The organism is [Muricauda] lutisoli (nom. illeg.) (assembly GCF_017313105.1).
In the GTDB taxonomy this organism is placed as follows: domain Bacteria; phylum Bacteroidota; class Bacteroidia; order Flavobacteriales; family Flavobacteriaceae; genus Flagellimonas; species Flagellimonas lutisoli.
This window is the reverse complement of record NZ_JAFLND010000001.1, coordinates 1,409,770-1,429,510: the sequence shown is the minus strand read 5'-3', so window position 1 is coordinate 1,429,510 and position 19,741 is coordinate 1,409,770. Positions and strand designations below refer to the sequence as shown.

General features: G+C 41.6%; 17 protein-coding genes. 8 read left to right on the top strand and 9 right to left on the bottom strand.

Going from position 1 to position 19,741, the window contains the following annotated elements; genetic code table 11:
• Window position 1 precedes the first annotated feature (1 nt).
• The 3 genes from J0X13_RS06680 to J0X13_RS06670 are packed head-to-tail and all read right to left on the bottom strand — an operon-like array spanning window position 2 to window position 3,795.
• Window positions 2-1,306, bottom strand: coding sequence for a M20/M25/M40 family metallo-hydrolase (locus tag J0X13_RS06680; protein ID WP_242535627.1), 1,305 nt, complete (start codon window positions 1,304-1,306; stop codon window positions 2-4).
• Between the two features lie 9 nt (window positions 1,307-1,315).
• Entirely contained in the window at window positions 1,316-2,905 is a 1,590-nt protein-coding gene (locus J0X13_RS06675) for an N-acyl-D-amino-acid deacylase family protein (protein ID WP_207070638.1), read from the bottom strand.
• Window positions 2,906-2,916: 11 nt separating this feature from the next.
• Window positions 2,917-3,795: an aminotransferase class IV gene (locus J0X13_RS06670; RefSeq protein ID WP_207070637.1), complete on the bottom strand. Its 879-nt coding sequence runs from the start codon at window positions 3,793-3,795 to the stop codon at window positions 2,917-2,919.
• 245 nt (window positions 3,796-4,040) lie between these two features.
• Between J0X13_RS06670 and J0X13_RS06665 the strand changes: the two genes are divergently transcribed.
• The 4 genes from J0X13_RS06665 to J0X13_RS06650 are packed head-to-tail and all read left to right on the top strand — an operon-like array spanning window position 4,041 to window position 6,971.
• On the top strand, window positions 4,041-4,562 hold the full coding sequence (locus tag J0X13_RS06665) for a 5' nucleotidase, NT5C type (protein WP_207070636.1): 522 nt from the start codon (window positions 4,041-4,043) through the stop codon (window positions 4,560-4,562).
• A 12-nt stretch (window positions 4,563-4,574) separates the two neighbouring features.
• The gene (locus tag J0X13_RS06660; RefSeq protein WP_207070635.1) at window positions 4,575-5,294 is read left to right on the top strand and encodes a carboxylesterase family protein; all 720 of its coding nucleotides are present in this window, start codon (window positions 4,575-4,577) and stop codon (window positions 5,292-5,294) included.
• 5 nt (window positions 5,295-5,299) lie between these two features.
• Window positions 5,300-6,028: a M15 family metallopeptidase gene (locus J0X13_RS06655; RefSeq protein ID WP_207070634.1), complete on the top strand. Its 729-nt coding sequence runs from the start codon at window positions 5,300-5,302 to the stop codon at window positions 6,026-6,028.
• A 16-nt stretch (window positions 6,029-6,044) separates the two neighbouring features.
• Window positions 6,045-6,971, top strand: coding sequence for an alpha/beta hydrolase (locus J0X13_RS06650; RefSeq protein ID WP_207070633.1), 927 nt, complete (start codon window positions 6,045-6,047; stop codon window positions 6,969-6,971).
• Here the strand turns inward: J0X13_RS06650 and J0X13_RS06645 are convergent.
• The 5 genes from J0X13_RS06645 to tsaD form a co-directional block, all read right to left on the bottom strand.
• Window positions 6,968-8,086, bottom strand: coding sequence for a class I SAM-dependent methyltransferase (locus tag J0X13_RS06645; protein WP_313786494.1), 1,119 nt, complete (start codon window positions 8,084-8,086; stop codon window positions 6,968-6,970). The two genes, J0X13_RS06650 and J0X13_RS06645, sit on opposite strands and share 4 nt — an antisense overlap.
• A gap of 73 nt (window positions 8,087-8,159) precedes the next feature.
• Window positions 8,160-9,260 carry an AI-2E family transporter gene (locus J0X13_RS06640; protein WP_207070631.1) on the bottom strand — a complete coding sequence of 367 codons (1,101 nt, stop codon included), beginning with the start codon at window positions 9,258-9,260 and terminating at the stop codon, window positions 8,160-8,162.
• A gap of 3 nt (window positions 9,261-9,263) precedes the next feature.
• Complete coding sequence (locus J0X13_RS06635; RefSeq protein WP_207070630.1) at window positions 9,264-9,914, bottom strand: DUF4159 domain-containing protein; 651 nt, start codon at window positions 9,912-9,914, stop codon at window positions 9,264-9,266.
• Window positions 9,915-9,978: 64 nt separating this feature from the next.
• Window positions 9,979-10,686: a 16S rRNA (uracil(1498)-N(3))-methyltransferase gene (locus J0X13_RS06630; protein ID WP_207070629.1), complete on the bottom strand. Its 708-nt coding sequence runs from the start codon at window positions 10,684-10,686 to the stop codon at window positions 9,979-9,981.
• A gap of 18 nt (window positions 10,687-10,704) precedes the next feature.
• Window positions 10,705-11,733: a tRNA (adenosine(37)-N6)-threonylcarbamoyltransferase complex transferase subunit TsaD gene (gene tsaD, locus J0X13_RS06625; protein WP_207070628.1), complete on the bottom strand. Its 1,029-nt coding sequence runs from the start codon at window positions 11,731-11,733 to the stop codon at window positions 10,705-10,707.
• Window positions 11,734-11,835: 102 nt separating this feature from the next.
• On the opposite strand from tsaD, the gene J0X13_RS06620 reads away from it, so the two are divergent.
• The 4 genes from J0X13_RS06620 to J0X13_RS06605 all read left to right on the top strand — a co-directional run bounded on the left by J0X13_RS06620 (window position 11,836) and on the right by J0X13_RS06605 (window position 19,341).
• Window positions 11,836-16,263 carry a translocation/assembly module TamB domain-containing protein gene (locus J0X13_RS06620; protein WP_207070820.1) on the top strand — a complete coding sequence of 1,476 codons (4,428 nt, stop codon included), beginning with the start codon at window positions 11,836-11,838 and terminating at the stop codon, window positions 16,261-16,263.
• A gap of 144 nt (window positions 16,264-16,407) precedes the next feature.
• The gene (pfkA, locus tag J0X13_RS06615; protein ID WP_207026187.1) at window positions 16,408-17,394 is read left to right on the top strand and encodes a 6-phosphofructokinase; all 987 of its coding nucleotides are present in this window, start codon (window positions 16,408-16,410) and stop codon (window positions 17,392-17,394) included.
• Window positions 17,395-17,416: 22 nt separating this feature from the next.
• Window positions 17,417-18,418: a type I glyceraldehyde-3-phosphate dehydrogenase gene (gene gap / locus J0X13_RS06610; protein ID WP_207026188.1), complete on the top strand. Its 1,002-nt coding sequence runs from the start codon at window positions 17,417-17,419 to the stop codon at window positions 18,416-18,418.
• A 71-nt stretch (window positions 18,419-18,489) separates the two neighbouring features.
• Window positions 18,490-19,341 (top strand): N-acetylglucosamine kinase, encoded by an 852-nt coding sequence (locus tag J0X13_RS06605; RefSeq protein ID WP_207070627.1) that lies wholly within the window; start codon window positions 18,490-18,492, stop codon window positions 19,339-19,341.
• Here J0X13_RS06605 and J0X13_RS06600 read toward each other — a convergent pair.
• The gene (locus J0X13_RS06600) at window positions 19,334-19,714 is read right to left on the bottom strand and encodes a RidA family protein (protein ID WP_207070626.1); all 381 of its coding nucleotides are present in this window, start codon (window positions 19,712-19,714) and stop codon (window positions 19,334-19,336) included. The genes J0X13_RS06605 and J0X13_RS06600 overlap by 8 nt on opposite strands.
• Between the last annotated feature and the right edge of the window lie 27 nt (window positions 19,715-19,741).

The window sequence follows — 19,741 nt, the reverse complement described above, 5'->3', positions numbered from 1 at the left end:
CTTATTTACCTAATCCTGCTTGCGATAAAGCGATCAATAGCGCCAATTGAATGGACTCATCACCTTCTTCATCGTTCAAATACCATTCGTGCAGGGAATGGGCTTTACCACCTTGCCCTCCCCGGCCAATACAAACGGCGGGGATTCCTTTTGCAACGGGAATATTGATATTGGTAGACCCACGACCCAGATTTGGAGTCACCCCAAATAGTTTGGTGGCCGCCATGGAGCGTTGAATCAAAGGTAGGGAAGCGGGTAGTTCTCCTGATGGCCTATCACCGATTTTGATAAGTTCGTACGTTACTTTGCCACGCACGCCGCTGGCATTGTATTCCGATATGGCCTGTTCCACAGACTCTTTGAATATAATTTCAATTTCATCCAAGTTTTTTGGGTCTATGGCCCGCATGTCCACTTCCATCCAAGATTCAAAAGGAATGGAGTTCACCGAAGTTCCCCCACCAATTCTACCCACATTGAAACTGGTTTTCGAAGTATTGCTGGAGGTGTATTCCCAAGCCGCTTTGGAAAACACATCAATGGCTTTTCCAAGAGCGTGATGCGGGTTGGCCAGTCCGAATGCCCCCCAAGAGTGCCCGCCTTGTCCTTTAATCAGCAACTTGTAGCGTTTGGAGCCTAATCCAGCATTGCTGATTCGGCCCAAACTGCCCCCGTCAATGGCAATCCATGAGTCAATGTCCAATCCAGATTCGTTGAACATATATTTCATGCCACGGAGGTCACCAAGCCCTTCTTCACCTACCGATCCAACAATCAACAGATCTTTTTTGGTCTTAATGTCAGCTTTGTTCATGGCCTTGAGCATACTGATCAACATGGCAAGGCCCCTGGTGTCGTCTCCAATACCTGGTGCCTTTAGGGTATCCCCAACTTTTTTAACGGTTACATCGGTTCCTTCTGGGAATACCACGTCCAAATGCGCGTCCACACCTACATAACCCGATTTGCCATCAGTGCCTTTACGTAAACCAATTACATTTCCCACTTTGTCCGTCCAAAGGCTATCCACCCCGGCATCTTCAAGCATTTTGGCAAATACCTTTCCTCTTTCATCTTCCATAAAGGGAGGAGCCAGTACTTCGGTCAAGGTTATCAGGTCCTTTGTGGTCTGGTCCATTTGCGACTTGATATGCGCAAATGCCTCCTTTACTTCTTTTTTCTTCACCAACCGCTCTACTTCCTTGGTGTATTTTTTATCGATCTCGGTACTTTCCTGTGCCGTTACGGTATGGGCAAAGAGTCCTGAAATCATCAAAATGCTGAATGTGACATGTTGTATTTTCATGGTATGGGTCTATTGTTTTCTTAATACTATTCCTGATTTGATATCTTTAAATTCACCGTTGTCAACTGCTACGCCTCCATTGACGATTACAAACTCAATGCCTTCGGAATATTGGTGTGGCTTTTCAAAGGTAGCCTTGTCTATGACGGTCTTTGGATCAAATATGGTGATGTCCGCCTTCATCCCTTCTTTGATTTGGCCCCTGTCCGTCAAGTTAAGACTTTGTGCAGGCAGATAGGTCATTTTTCGAATGGCCTCAGTGAGCTCCAAGGTGTTTTTTTCGCGTACGTAACGTCCGAGTACCCTAGGGAAGGTTCCGTACCATCTGGGGTGTGGATGGCCCATACCGGGCTCAACCAAGCGTCCGTCCGATCCGATCATGGTAAAAGGGTGTTTCATGATGCGCTCCACATCTTCTTCTGCCATGGCATGAAAAACGCAGGAGGCACCGCCGTTCAATTGAGCTTTTATAACCATGTCGGCACCATTCTCGACTGATGGTTCCAAATCGTTTTGTTCGCACCAGTATTTCAAGGTTTTTCCTTCCAGCTCGGGCTGCCATGCCACTTTGGCAAACTGTACCCTATCCAGATCTGACCCTCCACGATCATTAAGGATATTGAAAACGATGCCATTTTTAATACTGTCCCTGAGTACGGGGTCGGCAACACGTTTCTCAAAAGCTTCCTGTCCGCCTGCTCTTGCCCAGGCTGGAATCAACACCGAAATACCGGTATAACTTGCCGCGTATGGGTATTGGTCCATTTTAATATCAAGACCTTTGGCCCTAGCAGAATCGACCATCGCCAAAGTGCGCGCACTCTTTCCCCACATTGGTTTTCCAATAGCTTTATGATGGGTGAGTACGACAGGAATATCTGCTTGTTCAGAAATTTGAATAGCTTCGGCAACGGCATCGAACAGCCCTAAACCTTCCTCCCTTAAATGAGAGGTGTAAATACCTCCATAGCCGGAAGCGACCTTGGAAAGACTGATAACCTCGTCGACTTCTGAAAATGCCCCGGGCAAATATTTTAAACCCGTTGAAATACCAAAGGCACCATCTTTCATGGCACTGTCCACTTCTGCTTCCATGGCTTTGAGCTCCTCTGCCGTGGGCGCTCTATTTTCGAGTCCCATGATATTTCTTCGAACGGTATTGTGCCCAACCAAATAGGCAACATTCATACCAATGCCTTTTTGCTGAAGACTGTCCATATAAGGTTTAAGCGGGTAAGGAGAGTTTCCGTCGGGTCCACCCAAAGATGTAGTGACTCCTTGCCGAACATGGCTCTCGCAAGAATTGAGTTCCATAATGGGATCAAGGTGGGTATGCATATCAATAAAGCCAGGTGACACGGCCATACCGGATGCATCAATAACTCTATCTGCCTTTGCCTTATCGAACTCACCCAAGGCCACGATCATGGAATCTTTTATGGCGATATCCGTAATATTGGGGTCGCCACCTTTGCCGTCGTATACGGTTCCGTTTAAAATAACAATGTCATAGGTGTCCTGGCTTCCACAGGAAAACATCCCTAACAAGCATAATGCAAATAATGATTTAAGAAGTGTGTTGGAATTGGTTTTGGTCATAATATGGTTATTTATAAGATACTATTGGCAGTGTCTTTTTTTCTGAGCTGGGCAAAAGATTCTTGTAGCTTTTTGGTTATGTCCCCAACCTGGTCGTTGTTGTAAAAAATATGGTCGCCCAACTGTGCAATGGAGGCCACCTGGGTTGTCGTACCAGTAAAAAAGGCCTCGTCCATATGTTCTATTTCATTTTCAGCTACGGGTCTTTCGATTACTGGAATACCCAGGTCATCGCAAAGCTTAAGTGCAATCATTCTTGTGATGCCGTTCAAAATATGTTTGTCGGCAGGGTGGGTTATAACCGTCCCATTTTTCACAAAAAAGATATTGGTATGTGAGCCCTCCGAAATCATCCCGTCACGCACTAATGCTGCTTCATCGCTATCTGAGCTAATCGCTGCTTCGTTGGCCATGATATTGCCCAATAATGAGATGGATTTAATATCGCATCGATGCCACCTGAAATCTGGTTCTAAAATGGCTTTCATGTGTTTGGGGTTTACAGCGGGAAGAGAGTAAGGTAGAGCGTACATCATCACACTTGCTGGAATGCCTTTTGGGTATGAATGTTTTCGTGGGGCCGTTCCTCTGGTTACTTGTATGTAAATCAAACAAGAGGATTCCGTCAAATCAGAAGCTTTGAGGAGAGGTTTTAACTGTTTGTCAATTTCCTTTACATTGTAATCAATACCGATTTTTTTCAAATTGTCTTGCAACCGGTCCAAGTGTGCTTTTTTATAGAAAACACCGTTTTCCAATTGCACCATAACTTCGTAAATACCATCTCCGAATAAAAATCCACGATCAAAAACCGATATTTTTGCGTTTTCAGGTGATACAATCTCACCATTTACATACACTTTTTCAGGAAAGTTTCCTTTGGGCAACATTTAAGGTTGGTTTTAGTCGAAAAGCACAAAAAATGTACTTCCCAAAAATCTTGAGCTGTGAAGTTAACTGTTATTTCTTGAAATTAAAATTTAGCCAATGAGTTTGATAAAGTGCTCCATGATTTTTTTTAAATTTTAGAAAAGTAGCTGTCCCTCTTAAGAAATTCACTTTTCTTAACAATAGATTGTAATGGGAAGTTTTAATTTTTAAGGAGTTTTAGCGTACTTAACCAAAAATAAAGAACATGGTCATTTTTGTGGATATGGACGAGGTCATTGCAGACGCATATCAGGCCCATATAGATATTTATAATAAAGAATTCGGGGCCGAAATCAGGGCGGAAGAGTGTTTGGGCAAGGAATTTTGGCAATGTGTACCCGAAGCGCATCAGCAATCCATTAGAAACCATACGCGACGGGATGGTTTTTTTAAGAATTTGAAATTGATCGAAGGCAGTCAAGAAGTGCTTGAGGAGCTAAGCCGAAAGCATGATGTATATATCGCCTCTGCAGCCATGGAGTTTCCACAATCCCTACGTGAAAAATCGGATTGGTTGGACGAATTTTTTCCATTTATCCCATGGCAAAACCGGATTTTGTGCGGGAACAAGCATGTTTTAAAAGGAGATATCCTGATTGATGACCGCAGTAAGAACCTCGAACCGTTTGATGGAAGGTCCATTATGTTCACCTCCCCGCACAATACCCACGTCAACACTTTTGAACGTGCCCATACCTGGCAGGATATCGCCGATAAACTTTTGTAACTTGTAACCGGAATGCAAAAGACCTTACCCGGATTTTCAATTTTAGTTGCCATGCTGCTGCTTCAAGCTTGTGCCGCACAATCCCATTTGGTTCAGGATGAGCTGCAAACAGTGACCAAGGAAAACTTAAAATATTACCTCTACTATCCAGAGGATTATTTTGATACTGAAGATGAATTTGGTCTGTTGCTGTTTTTGCACGGTGGAGGTGAATCTGGCAGGAATGTGGAAGAAATCAAAGATACAGGGCCGCCCAAAATGTTGGTTGAAGGCAAACAATTTCCATTTTTGATCTTGGCGCCCCAAAATTCCCATGCCAAAAAATGGTGGAATACGGATGCGGTGGTTCAATTACTGGATTCCGTTGTGGATTCCAATCGTGTGGATAAGCATAGAATATATTTGACCGGGTTGAGCAGGGGAGGAAGTGCCTCTTGGGAATTAGCGACCCAATACCCCGATAAATTTGCTGCGATGGCCGTAGTATGTGGCATGACGCCCTTGCCCTACGCACATTGGATAGATAAGGATATGCCTATTTGGGTGTTTCATGGAGATCAGGACGATGTGATCCATGTGGAAGAATCGGATAAAATGGTGAAGAAATTGCGTGAAATGGGACACGATGTCCGATATACAAGATATAAGGATGTCGGTCATAATGCTTGGGGCAGGGCATACACTACCGATTCTTTATATACCTGGTTCGCCAAACAGAAACGAATAGATTGATTTAAATGAAATACAACATTGTTTTATTGGCTTTTTTTATGGCCGTGAGTTGTAAGCAAAAGGCTGAGACAGACCAACAGGATACCAGAGAAGTCGAAGTGACGGAGGTTTTTACAGATTCCGTTAAACAAGTTTCAACAATAAAAGAAAGTAAGCCTATTTTGAAATCCTTTGAAGGATTGGCCGACACTACTTTTGTTAGATTGGCCGACTTTAGCGAAGATTTCGCTTATGATATGCGTTATGCCACCGAAAACAACTTTTTGAAGGCCAAAGTATATGATTGTGCAGAATGTTACACAAGAGTAAAAACTGCTAAAGCTTTGATAGAAGCCAATAAGGATTTTAGGGAACAGGGCGTAAAAATCAAGTTTTTTGACTGCTATCGCCCCAATTCTGTACAATATAAAATGTGGGAAATAGTTCCCAATCCTCAGTATGTGGCCAATCCCGATAAGGGTTCCATCCATAACAAAGGGGGTGCCGTTGATATTACTTTAGTGGATATGGAGGGCAATGAACTTGATATGGGCACCGATTTTGATTACTTCGGAAAAAGAGCCTACCACGATAACTTGGATTTACCTCAAGAGATATTGGACAATCGAAAATTACTGAAGGAGACCATGGAAGCACACGGGTTTTGGTCCATTAGAACAGAGTGGTGGCATTATAATCTTTCGGCAGCCACTAATGACCCTGTGGCCAATTTTAAATGGGAGTGCAATGAATGACCTAAAACTCAACCCTATGAAATTATTAAAAAAACCAACTTTACTTATTGCTCTAATTTCAATTGGAATGTCCGCACAGCAAACAACAATGCCTTTATGGCCCAATACAATCCCCAACCAGAAAGAGACCAATGAGCAAGAAGTTGTGGAACATACCGAGGATGGTATCATTTGGATCACCAATGTCCAAAAGCCGACCTTGGAGGTGTACCTGCCTGCCAAAAAGAATGCAACGGGACAGGCTGTTGTTATTTTTCCTGGAGGCGGCTACCATGGTCTTGCATACGATTGGGAGGGGACGGATATCGCAAAGACATTGACGGTCAAGGGAATTGCGGGTATTGTAGTGAAATATCGATTGCCATGGTCCAAATCCATTGCCAAAGGTAAAAATGTGGTTCCCTTGCAAGATGCACAGCGTGCCATCAGAATAGTAAAGTCAAATGCCGAGGAATGGAATATTTCTGAAGACAAAGTTGGTATCATGGGATTTTCCGCAGGCGGCCACTTGGCTTCCTCTTTGGGAACCCATTATGATGACAAAGTTTACGAAAGACAGGATGATGCGGACGATATATCTGCACGCCCCAATTTTATGGCCCTTATCTATCCTGTGATTACGCTTGGAGTTCCAAGCACCCATACAGGGTCTAGGGTTTCCTTGGTAGGTGAGAACCCCACGGATGATGCTGTGGATTATTTGTCCAACGAAAAACATGTTGATGCCGAAACCCCTCCGACTTTTTTATTACATGCCATGGACGATGATGTGGTTCCTGTAGCAAATACCATCTTGTTTTTTGATGCTTTGAAGGCTCACAACGTGCCTGCAACCATGCATGTGTATCCTACGGGCGGACATGGTTTTTCTTTGGCTTTAACCGATGAAAAATTGAAGAATTGGATGAACCTGTTTTTTGATTGGATGGTGCATTTGGACTAGTCCATTACTTTTTCGCAGTCCAAAACCAATAAGGCATCATCTATGGTTTTGGTGAAGAACAGATATCTATTTCCACCATCTTTTATGTTGTGTTTTTTACGGATTTCGGCCACAGACAACGGAAAGTTACGGGTAGTGATATTTGCCTTGCTGACCGCTATGGTTTTCAGCGATTTTTTGGAGTAGGGGAGCAACTGATGAATTTCAAATCTTCTCCCGGGAAAGTCAATAATTTTATCACCAGTATATAAATGGGAATGTGGATGTAATTTTACAAGGTCATAAGCTTTTGCAACCGACTTAAATCCTCCAGACTTTAAAATAGCCGTATTGGGTTCATATAAATAGGACAATGGTTCTCCATAATGAATTTGGGCATCTTGTTCCTGTTCCAGTTCAAAATTGAACATGTCCCTTTGCTCTGGCAACAAGTTGATCGTTTTAACCTGGATGCTTCCGACATATCCTTTTTCCAAAACAAAAAGCAGTTCCTTTACTTCATTTTGAGCCGCGACCACATGCACTTCTTTCACAAAATTTAATGCCGTGATTCCCATTTTAATATCCAAAAGCGGGGAAGTTTTTACCAGAATACGATGACTTTTTTCAAAAAGTAAGGGGAGATGTTCAGGTAAATTTGGTAGACAATCCTCCAGTAAAAAGACCTTACCTTTTTTATCATTTCTTCTTGAGGGGTCAACATAGATCCAATCAAAACTATCGGTAGAACGTTTTAAGAATTCGATACCATCTTCGGACAAACATTGTATGTTTTCCTGCCCTAAAACTTTAAAATTATGACTGGCTATGCCACTTAATTCTTGATTGATTTCACAATGAAAAACCTGGTCGATTTTTTTGGAAAAAAAATAACTGTCCACACCAAAACCTCCTGTAAGGTCGACCAAGGATTTTCCACTTACAATTTCGGCTTTGTACGCTGCTGTGGTTTCCGAACTGGTTTGCTCAATATTGAGTTTATTGGGGTAGTATATTTTGGATGAATTAAACCATGTTGGTAGCTTGTCCTTGCATTTTTTCTTTGCTTCAATCTGTTCGGCCAATTCTTTTTGTGAAACTCCATCAAAAACAGGTTTTGATAGCAAAACTGTCATGATGTCAGATAACAAATTTTTGTTTATAAAATCCTGTACACCAGTATTTAAAATAACTTTATTCAAACTGATGCTATAAGTTTTTGGTCAATTTTTTCACAAACGAATAATCTGCTAAAAACTCTTTTAGAACAACCTTTATGGCGGTATATCCTGGTACTGCGACCACCATTCCGACCACTCCAAAAAGTAATCCCGCAATAATGATGATCAAAAAGATTTCCAAGGGGTGCGACTTTACACTAGTAGAAAAAATAAAGGGCTGGGAAAAGAAATTATCGATAAGTTGACCTATGGTCAAACCTATAAATACATACAAAGCTTTTGGTAGGATAACGCTGCTGAAATCCGCATCGATAAAACTGGTCATTGTTAGGGTGATCATGGTTACTCCCCCTATGATCGGACCAATGTATGGGATTATGTTGAACAGCGCACACAAGAAAGCAATCACTATGGCATTTTCCACGCCAACAATAAGTAGTGCCACTGTGTATATTACGAACAGAATAAAAAGCTGTAACAGTATGCCCGCAAAATATCTTGAGAGTAGATTATTGATTTTTTCAATAGATTTTACCAAGTTGCTTTCCTTGTTATTGGGAACAAATGTCAAAATTCCATTTTGCATCAATTTACTATCCTTTAAAAAGAAAAAGGAAATAAACAGAACGGAAAAAAGGCCGACACTAAAATTGCTCAGTGCATTTACGAAAGAATTAAGAAGGTTGGGAATAAATCCTAAATCCAATCCTTTGAGTACATTTTCCTCAATGTGCGACTCATCCAATAAACTAGTTAGGCTTCCTGTTGAAGCTCCAAAATAGTCCAATGTTTGCAAATAGAGGGTGGTAAGGTCTCCTTTGAGCGCTTCAATATCCAAAAGGGAAAGGTTTTTGCTTTGTTCGGCAATCAGTGGAATAAACAGGGCCAAAATCCCCAAAAAGATGGACAACATTATAACCATGGTAACCACAACAGCCAAGGTGTTGTGAAACTTTAGCCTTCTTCGCAGAAACAAAACAATGGGCCTGCCCAATAAAGCCAGAACAGCGGCAATGGCCAAATATGCCAGAACGGATTGTATCTTGTAGAAAAACCACCCCAAAAGCACTACGCCCACCATAATTGCTACGGCGCGTAAGATTCCATTGGCTATTGTTTTTGAGTTCATGTATTAACTTTTAAAGGCATATTCCACAATATTGGCCCCCATCTGTAAGGCCTTGAGCCGAACTTCTTCGGGGTCGTTATGAACCGAGGGGTCCTCCCAACCATCTCCAAGGTCGCATTCATACGTGTAGAGCAGGACAAGCCTTCCCTTGTCAAAAATTCCAAAGGCTTGCGGCCGCTTGCCATCGTGTTCATGAATTTTGGGCAATCCATCGGGAAAATTAAACTTTTGTTCAAATATAGGGTGGTCGGAACCCAGTTCTTCCAATGACTTATCCGGAAATACTTTTTCCAGCTCCCGCCTTAAGTAAGGTTCCATTCCATAATTATCATCAATATGCAAGAAACCTCCAGACAGGAGATAGGTTCGTAAATTTTGAACTTCTTCATCACTGAAAAAGACATTTCCGTGTCCGGTCATGTGCAAAAATGGATATGTAAAGATGGAAACACTTCCAGCTTCGACAGTCTCTGGTTCTGGATTTATCTTGGTATCGATATTGGTATTGCAAAACTTGATCAGGTTGGGAAGTGCTGTTGGGTTGGAGTACCAATCCCCACCACCACCGTATTTGAGTACGGCAATCTGTTGGGCGTTGGTCGTGGTTGCTCCGAAAAACAACATCGTAATGACCAAAAGCAATTTCTTTTTCATGTGGGAGTGATTTATCATCCTTAAAAATAAAATAATCATTTGTAAAAAATGATTCGGATTCCCTTTAGCTATTGATTATCGCTACCGTTGCACACGCTACAATGGCTGCAGTCTCTGTTCTCAGTCGATTTCTTCCCAAGGAAATTGGGATATAGCCTTTTTCTTTGGCCAAATCTATTTCATCTTTTGAGAAATCCCCTTCCGGTCCAATAAGGATAGTGGCATCGTTATCGGCAATAACCTTTCTTTTCAGCTCCATTTTGTCCCCATTTTGGCAATGGGCGATAAATTTAAAACCAGTAGATCGGTCGGATTCCAAAAATTCCTTGCACGAAATAGGGGGGTTGAGTTTTGGAAGTACGGTTTGTAGAGATTGTTTCATAGCAGATTGAAGCACCCGTTCCATCCGCTCCTGTTTGATGGTTTTTCGTTCGGAATGGTCACAAATAACAGGGGTGATCTCATCAACACCTATTTCTGTTGCTTTTTCCAAAAACCATTCGTAACGGTCGTTCATTTTGGTAGGGGCGACGACCATGTGCAGTTGATATCTCTTCGGAATCGATTTGCGTTGTGAAACAATACGTACTTTACACTTTTTTTGATCGGCCTCCAATATTTCAGCTTCGAACAAATAACCTTTCCCATTGGTTATTTGCACAATGTCCCCTTCCGATTTACGGAGTACCCTAACAATATGTTTGCTTTCATCTGGCGGGAAAATGAATTGCTTGGCACTGTAGTCCAATTTGGCATTGTAAAAAAGCTGCATAGTTAAGGTTTAGATTAGTTAGCTGCCTATGGCATATCTTGCCTTTGCGGCAATACTTTGATCTGTGAACTTACCCTTTGTAAACTTAAGGTAACCCACAATTCCGATCATGGCTGCATTATCCGTGCAATACTCAAATTTAGGAATAAAGGTTTGCCAGCCCAACTTTTCCTCTGCTTCTCTTAATCGACTACGAATTCCTGAATTGGCCGCGACCCCTCCGCCAATAGCAATTTGTTTGATGCCGGTCTGGTCTACAGCCAATTGTAATTTATCCATCAAAATTTCTAAGATGGTATACTGTACCGAAGCACAAATATCGTTCATGTGCTCTTCAACAAAATTTGGGTTCTTTTGGGTCTCCCGTTGTAAAAAGTAGAGGATACTCGTCTTCAGTCCACTGAAACTGAAGTTAAGTCCATCAACCTTTGGTTTTGGGAATGGAAATGCTTTGGGATTTCCGAGCTTCGCGTATTTGTCAATTAGCGGTCCGCCAGGGTAGGGTAGTCCCATCAATTTGGCACTTTTGTCAAATGCCTCGCCCACGGCATCGTCCAATGTTTCGCCCAAGACTTCCATGGTAAAATAATCGGTTACCTTCACAATTTGTGTATGTCCTCCACTGATCGTCATTCCCAAAAATGGAAACTTGGGAGCGGTCTGGTCGGCGTCCTCAATAAAATGGGCGAGGATGTGGGCTTCCATATGGTTGACCTCAATGAGCGGGATATCCAATCCCAAGGCCAACGACTTGGCGAAAGAGGTACCTACCAACAAAGAACCCATAAGTCCGGGCCCTCTTGTAAAAGCTATGGCAGATAGTTGTTTTTTATCGATATTTGCCTTGGCCAAGGCTTGGTGTACCACAGGGACAATATTTTGTTGATGCGCCCTTGAAGCCAACTCTGGGACAACGCCCCCATATTGCTTGTGGATTTCTTGTGTAGCTACCACATTGCTCAGTACTTTTGCATTGCTCAGTACAGCGGCAGACGTATCATCACAGGATGATTCGATTGCAAGAATATATTTTTTTGAATTTTCCACAGGTTTTGGAACAAAAATTGGTTGTCAAAGGTAAAACATAAAAGCCCTATCAAAAAACTTCGTAAAATACTATTGCGTTTCCTTTTGGCCATTATCCTAATTATGGTTTTGGGATCATTGGTTCTTTCGATACCAGCTGTGCAAACAAGATTGGGCAAATATGCAATGGATTCTTTGAACGAGGAGTTTGGCACCCATATCCAAATCGATCGGGTGAGCATGTCCCTTTTTAATTTAAATACCGGAATTAAGGGGATTTATGTGGAAGATTACAAAAAGGATACCCTTATCTATATCCATAAATTATCCACATCTATATTAAACCTGCGCAATATGGCCAATAACAAGATGGAGTTTGGCGATATTGAATTGGATGGACTAATATTCAATTTAAAAACATACAAAGGGGAAACGGATACCAATTTGGATGTTTTTGTGGCGAAATTGGATGATGGCCAGCCCAGGGCACCGGGAACCCCTCCATTTTTCATGTCTTCGGACGAGATTCAAATCAATACGGGGCGGTTTAGGTTGATTGATGAAAACCTGGAGGCCGAAGAAGTTTTAAATTTTTCGGAAATAGAAATTTTAGCCCACGATTTCCAAATTCTGGGCCCTGATGTGTCCCTCAAAATCGATGACCTTTCTACTTTGGCCAAGCGAGGAATACGCCTTAAAAAATTGACAACGGATTTTAAATACACCAAACAGCAAATGCGCTTTGATTCCTTGTTGATCGACACCGAACAATCTGCACTCAAAGGGAATTTGGTGTTCAATTATGAACGAGAGGATTTGGCCGATTTTGTCGATTTGGTCAACATTGATGCCAACTTTACTGAATCTTCCGTGGCCCTTAATGAGGTAAATGCCTTCTTTAATGAATTCGGGCAAGACAAGACCGTTACATTTACAGGTGATTTTAGTGGGGTGCTTAACCAGCTTCAGGTGGACAACCTGTTTCTTTTTACTGACAATACCGGGATTCGTGGGGATTTTAGGTTCGATAATATATTCAGCGAGCAAGCTCCTTTTGTTTTGCGGGGAGATATAGACAATCTCACTTCAAGCTATTATCAGCTTAGAAGTATTTTACCACAAATACTGGGGAGAAATATTCCTGAATCGGTTCAAAAACTAGGTCAGTTTACTGTTCGGGGAGATGCCGAGATAACGGAAACATCCATAGATGTAACCGTTAATTTGAATACTGCAGTTGGGGATAGCTATGTGGACCTGCAGATGACCAATGTACAGACCATGGAAGATGCATCCTATATCGGTTTTATCTCATTGATAGATTTTGATTTGGGTGAGTTCATAGAAAACAATGATCTTGGGCTCGCCTCCATGGACATGAATGTTGAGGGCAAGGGATTTGTGGCCGAAAGTTTGAATACCGAGGTTTCCGGTGACATCTACAAATTTGAATTCAATAATTATGAATACAATAAAATAAAGGTTTCCGGTATACTTAGGAACGAACTTTTTGATGGTATCCTGCTTTGTAACGACGATAATTTCAGGTTCGATTTTCAAGGGCTGGCCAACTTTGGGGCCCGTGAGAACAAATTTAATTTTGTTGCCGCGGTCGACTATGCCGATCTCAAAAAGCTGAACTTTATCAACGATACCATTTCTATTTTTAAAGGACACGTGGACATGGATATCGAAGGCAACAACCTTGATGATATGGCGGGTCAGCTTCAATTTTCCAATACCACCTATCAAAATGTGAACGACACGTATTATTTCGAAGACTTTACGGTTACGTCTTCCTTTGAAAAGGATACCATACGTACTATCGAAATCAATTCTCCGGATATCATTACGGGATACATGAGAGGTAGTTTCAAAGTACAGGAACTGGGAAGATTGGTTCAGAATTCCGTTGGTAGTATTTATACCAACTATCAGCCTTTCGAAATATCCCAAGGTCAATACTTGGACTTTAACTTCAAGATTTACAATAAAATCGTTGATGTATTTGTTCCAGAGATGGCATTCGATGCCAATACGTTTATTCGCGGGGCGATTGAAGCGGACCAGAGTGATTTTAAACTCACTTTTAAATCTCCTAGTATTGAAGCTTTTGGAAACAAGTTCGATAATATAGAGTTGAAGATAGATAACAAGAATCCCCTTTTCAACACCTTTGTTTCGGTGGAGGATATGTCAACCGTATATTACGATATCAAAGACTTTAACCTTATCAATACCACGCTCAAGGACACACTTTTCTTTAGAACGGAATTTAAAGGGGGAAGTGAATACGACGATAGCTATAACCTAAACTTTTACCACACTTTTAACGAAAACAACAGGTCCGTGATCGGACTTAAAAAATCGGATGTAAGTTTTAAAGGAAACACTTGGATCCTCAATAAGGATGGGAATAGTAAAAACAAGGTTATTTTCAACAGTTCTTTGGACAGTATCAAGATTGAGGATGTGGTAATGGACAATAACAACAAAGAGCAGATTCGACTGAGAGGTGAATTTGCAGACTCCACTTATAAAGATCTGGACCTTCAGTTTAACTTGGTATCCCTTAATAAAATTACACCGTCCATAGACAGCTTAAAAATGAACGGCGAAGTGGATGGTTTTCTCAATATCCTGCAAAAAGACGGGAACTACTTGCCAACATCAAGTTTGAAGATCAAAAACTTTAGCGTTAACGACATGCGCATGGGCGATCTGGAAGTGGGCATATATGGAAACAACGATCTTACGGAGTTTGGGGTGAGCAGTTGGCTTAATGATGATGGTAAGGAGCGAATGAGCATTAACGGTAAGATTACCAATGTCAATGAAAAACAAGAGTTAAATCTAGTGGCCGATTTTTCCGATTTTGCTTTAGAACCGTTTGGACCCTTGGGAGAGGATATTATTTCCAATATTAGAGGTAAATTAAGTGGAAACACCACTATTACAGGAGATGTGAGCAACCCATCCATTAACGGAGTTTTGAGCTTGAACGAGGCAGGTATAGGAATTCCCTACCTCAATGTAGACTATGATTTTGCACCATATTCCCAGGTGAGACTTTTTGACCAGACATTTTATTTTGAAAATGTGGAACTGTCCGATGTGGAAGAGAGAACCACAGCTACTTTGGATGGTACCATTAGTCATACAGGTTTTGACGATTGGTATTTGGGATTGGATGTGGATACAAAGAACGATCGTTTTATGATTCTGAATACCGAATACGATGAAGAAGCTTTGTATTACGGAACCGGATTTATAAATGGTACGGGAAGTATTTATGGGCCGGTGGATGCACTGACCATTTCTGTTGATGCCACTACGGCACGCGGTTCCTCTCTAAAGATTCCTTTGAGTGATGTAACCAGCGTTGGAGACTATTCTTTTATCAACTTTATCGAAAAGAAGGAAACGGATTCCTTTCAAGAAGAACGGGTGCTAGAGGAATACCAAGGTCTGGAAATGAAATTTGACCTTGCCGTTACCAGAGATGCCGAGGTGGAGATTGTTGTGGATCAGGATTCCGGTAGCTCTTTGAAGGGAACTGGGGAGGGTATTTTGTTAATGGAAATCAATACCAATGGAAAATTTAATATGTATGGAGATTTTGTGGTGGTTACTGGAGAGTATAATTTTAAGTATGGTGGTGTAATTGACAAGAAATTCAAGGTCCGTCCCGAAGGCACTATTCTTTGGGAGCGTGATCCTTTGGCCGCACAGTTGAATTTAGAAGCGGTATATGAGCTCAATGCTAATCCTGCTCCGCTCTTAGACAACGCAGGGTACACGGGAAGAATACGAACAGATGTGGTGGTCAGGTTGACAGGGGAACTAGAAAGCCCGAATATAGATTTTGACATCGAGTTTCCAGGTACTAGTTCTGTCGTGCAATCAGAATTGGAATATCGTTTGCAAGATCCCACAATAAAAGAGAGAAATGCTTTCTTCTTATTGGCTCAGGGAACCTTCGTCAACCCACAGTCGGGAGGAATCAATCAACAGGCCGTTACAGGGAACCTGATTCAAACAGCTTCCGGACTGTTTAATCAGATACTATCGGGAAATAACGATAAACTTAATTTAGGGCTATCCTACGAGCAGGGCTATAACGATCCTAATGCGGACATTACAACGGAAGATAGGATCGGGGTAACGGTTTCTACGCAACTATCTGATCGTATTTTGGTGAACGGAAGGGTAGGGGTGCCAGTGGGCGGTGTATCCGAAACTGTTGTTGCGGGGGATGTTGAGGTACAAATACTGTTGAATGAACAAGGAACGTTGAGTGCCAAGATATTCAATAGGGAAAACCAATTACAGGCGCAACAATTCTTATCTGAACGACAGGGCTACACGCAAGGAGTTGGACTATCTTACCAAGTGGATTTTAATAGCTTTAGGGAGCTAATGCAAAAAGTGTTCAATAAAAAGGAAAAGGCAGAAGAGCAAACGGAACCATCACCAAGAAAACAGCCTACGCAAGTAATGGGAAAAGATAGCTTGATCCGTTTTTCGGAAAAGTCTGTAAACCGCCCATAATCAATTTAATAAAATTTATATTTTTAAGGGTTTTTGTATTAATTTATTACGAAAACGTTTGAGAAAGTTCTGGAAAACAAATAAATTATTAAGATATTCAAAATTTGAATAAAGTTTCCTAGCTTTGACCCCTTAAAAATTTGAATGGCTTCAGAAATTAAAAAAATAGGTGTTTTTACATCAGGAGGAGACGCTCCTGGAATGAATGCCGCAATCCGTTCCGTTGTCCGTACTTGTGCATACTTAAAAATTGAATGTGTAGGTATATATCGTGGCTATCAAGGGATGATCGAAGGTGATTTTAAAACCCTGGATGCACGTAGTGTAAATAACATTATCAATAAGGGAGGAACCATTTTAAAGTCTGCCCGTTGCGACGATTTTAGAACCAAGGAAGGAAGGAAGAAAGCTTACGACCAATTAACCAAAGAAGGAATAGATGCCTTTGTTGTGATTGGGGGAAATGGTAGTTTTACAGGAGCACTTTTATTCACCCAGGAATACGATTTTCCGGTAATTGGGATTCCAGGTACGATCGACAACGATATTTTGGGGTCATCCTTTACCATAGGTTTCGATACGGCCATCAATACTGTTGTAGATGCCATCGATAAGATTCGTGATACAGCAAGCTCCCATAACCGCTTGTTCTTTGTTGAGGTAATGGGAAGGGATGTTGGCCATATCGCTCTTAACGCCGGCGTAGGAGCAGGAGCAGAAGAGATTTTGATACCAGAGCAGAACTTGGGATTGGAACGTTTGCTCGATTCCCTCAAGCGGAGTAAGGCATCTGGAAAATCTTCCAGTATCGTGATCGTTGCCGAAGGTGATAAAATCGGTAAAAATGTTTTTGAACTAAAGGAATATGTAGAGGAACATTTACCTATATACGATGTACGGGTATCCGTATTGGGCCACATGCAGCGTGGAGGTAACCCAACTTGTTATGATCGCGTTTTGGCCAGTAGAATGGGAGTGAAAGCGGTGGAAAGCATTTTAGAGGGCAAATCAAACTTAATGGTGGGTATAAGGGATACAAATTTAGTGCTCACACCATTGGCCGAAGCCATTAAGGCACATACAGAAATCGACGAAGAACTCATTAGAGTTTCCGATATAATGACAACTTAATTTAAACACAAAAACGAAAAACATGTCAAATTTGAAAATAGGAATCAACGGATTCGGAAGAATTGGAAGGTTGGTATTCAGGGCAACCGTTAGTAGAGACAATGTAGATGTTGTTGCAATCAACGATTTGTTGGATGTAGAACATCTTGCCTATCTATTGGAATACGATTCTGTGCACGGTAAGTTCGATGGAACTATCGAGGTAAAGGATGGTAACCTTGTTGTAAATGGAAAAACAATCAGGGTAACTGCAGAGCGCGATCCTAAAAACTTGAAGTGGGACGCAGTAGGTGCCGAAATCGTTGCTGAATGTACCGGTATCTTCACCACTTTGGATATGGCACAGAGCCACATTGATGGTGGAGCCAAGAAAGTTGTAATCTCCGCCCCATCCAAAGATGCTCCTATGTTTGTAATGGGGGTGAATCATCAAGATGTAAAAGCTACTGATACGATTATTTCCAATGCTTCTTGTACTACCAACTGTTTGGCACCTATTGCCAAAGTACTTAACGACAAGTTTGGTATCGAGGAAGCTTTGATGACAACTATCCACGCTTCCACATCAACTCAGTTCACTGTGGATTCCCCATCTAGAAAAAATTACAGATTGGGTCGTTCCGCTTTGTTGAACATTATCCCAACATCAACTGGAGCAGCAAAAGCTGTTGGTAAAGTAATTACCGAGCTCGATGGTAAACTTACAGGTATGGCATTTAGGGTTCCTACTGCCGATGTATCCGTAGTTGACCTTACTGCAAGATTGGAAAAGGAGACTTCTTACGATGAAATCAAGAAAGCAATGAAAGAAGCTTCCGAAGGTGAATTGGCAGGTATTTTGGGTTACACGGATGAAGACGTTGTTTCCCAAGACTTCGTGGGAGACGCCAGAACAAGTATTTTTGATGCAGAGGCTGGAATCGAATTGAGCTCCAACTTCTTTAAAGTAGTATCTTGGTACGATAACGAAACAGGTTACTCCAACAAATTGGTTGATTTGGCACTGCATGCAGCAAGCCTATAATTTTTAGCTATAAATTTTTATCCTGAAGAGCGTATTTCGCTCTTCAGGATTTCAGTATTAAATCTTGACGTATGGTTTTAATTGTGGATAGTGGTGCCACTAAATCCGATTGGATTGCCCTGGACGATAAGGGGGAACAATTGTTTGTGACCCAAACTTTGGGCCTAAGCCCAGAAGTGTTGACCAAAGAAGTAATAGAGGACAGATTGGCCAACAATTTTGAACTTTCCCAAAATAAAGAAGACGTACGTCAATTATATTTCTACGGTGCCGGATGTGGAACCGATAGAATGAAGACTTTTTTAAAGGCCATTTTCAAGGATTTCTTTCCCAATGCCAAAGCAGAGGTAAGGGAAGATACATTTGCCGCGATCTATTCTACCACCAAGATCGGTAGACAAGGCATTGTATGTATTCTTGGAACAGGATCTAATTGCAGTTATTATGATGGTCATCAACTCATTCAAAAGGTAACCTCCTTAGGCTATATTTTAATGGATGATGGCAGTGGTAATTTCTTTGGTAGAAAACTGATCAGGGATTATTACTTCCATAAAATGCCACAAGACCTTGGGATGAAATTTGCCAAGGAATACGATCTTGATGCAGACGTGATTAAAGACCACCTGTACAAGCAACCTAATCCAAATACCTATTTGGCCACATTCGCACGATTTATTATCGAAAACAAAGAGCATCCGTATTGCAAGGGTGTAATTGAAAAAGGACTTCAACAGTTTGTTAACAATTACATTATGCAATATGAGCTGGCCACCAAAGTACCTGTTAGTTTTGTGGGCAGTATAGCCCATTTCTTAAGAGACGAGCTAACCGCGTGTTTGGAGCGCAACGACTTAATTTTGGGTGTTATCCGCCGCAGACCTATCGAAGGTCTGGTGGAATTCCACAGGGAGACTATTTAACGGCTATCATCGATATTTCGACATTTACGAACTTCGGAAGGTTCGCAACCTCCACCGTTTCTCTTGCTGGAGCTGTATCGGCATTGAAATAAGTTCCGTATACTTCATTGATTTCTGCAAACTGATTCATGTCCTTGATAAAAATTGAGGACTTGATTACATGTTCAAAAGACATCCCAGCTTCTTCCAGAATGGCTTTTAAGTTCTCCATGGATTGCTTGGTTTCCTTTTTGATATCCCCTTCAACCAGATGGCCTGTTGCCGGGTCAATTGGGATTTGCCCAGAAATGTAAAGCGTATCTTTTATAAAAACTGCCTGGTTGTATGGGCCAATGGGAGCAGGTGCTTTTGTGGTATTGATTATTTTTTTCATAGTGGTGAATTTATGTTGGTTGAAGGT

Bases quoted from the DNA above. Each gene is read 5' to 3' on its own strand.
- J0X13_RS06680 (WP_242535627.1), bottom strand. From the start codon at position 1,306: ATGAAAATACAACATGTCACATTCAGCATTTTGATGATTTCAGGACTC.
- J0X13_RS06665 (WP_207070636.1), top strand. From the start codon at position 4,041: ATGGTCATTTTTGTGGATATGGACGAGGTCATTGCAGACGCATATCAG.
- J0X13_RS06630 (WP_207070629.1), bottom strand. From the start codon at position 10,686: ATGCAGCTTTTTTACAATGCCAAATTGGACTACAGTGCCAAGCAATTC.
- J0X13_RS06600 (WP_207070626.1), bottom strand. From the start codon at position 19,714: ATGAAAAAAATAATCAATACCACAAAAGCACCTGCTCCCATTGGCCCA.
- gap (WP_207026188.1), top strand. From the start codon at position 17,417: ATGTCAAATTTGAAAATAGGAATCAACGGATTCGGAAGAATTGGAAGG.
- J0X13_RS06640 (WP_207070631.1), bottom strand. From the start codon at position 9,260: ATGAACTCAAAAACAATAGCCAATGGAATCTTACGCGCCGTAGCAATT.
- J0X13_RS06660 (WP_207070635.1), top strand. From the start codon at position 4,575: ATGCAAAAGACCTTACCCGGATTTTCAATTTTAGTTGCCATGCTGCTG.
- J0X13_RS06605 (WP_207070627.1), top strand. From the start codon at position 18,490: ATGGTTTTAATTGTGGATAGTGGTGCCACTAAATCCGATTGGATTGCC.
- J0X13_RS06650 (WP_207070633.1), top strand. From the start codon at position 6,045: ATGAAATTATTAAAAAAACCAACTTTACTTATTGCTCTAATTTCAATT.
- J0X13_RS06675 (WP_207070638.1), bottom strand. From the start codon at position 2,905: ATGACCAAAACCAATTCCAACACACTTCTTAAATCATTATTTGCATTA.
- J0X13_RS06620 (WP_207070820.1), top strand. From the start codon at position 11,836: ATGGTTTTGGGATCATTGGTTCTTTCGATACCAGCTGTGCAAACAAGA.
- J0X13_RS06635 (WP_207070630.1), bottom strand. From the start codon at position 9,914: ATGAAAAAGAAATTGCTTTTGGTCATTACGATGTTGTTTTTCGGAGCA.
- pfkA (WP_207026187.1), top strand. From the start codon at position 16,408: ATGGCTTCAGAAATTAAAAAAATAGGTGTTTTTACATCAGGAGGAGAC.
- J0X13_RS06645 (WP_313786494.1), bottom strand. From the start codon at position 8,086: ATGACAGTTTTGCTATCAAAACCTGTTTTTGATGGAGTTTCACAAAAA.
- J0X13_RS06670 (WP_207070637.1), bottom strand. From the start codon at position 3,795: ATGTTGCCCAAAGGAAACTTTCCTGAAAAAGTGTATGTAAATGGTGAG.
- J0X13_RS06655 (WP_207070634.1), top strand. From the start codon at position 5,300: ATGAAATACAACATTGTTTTATTGGCTTTTTTTATGGCCGTGAGTTGT.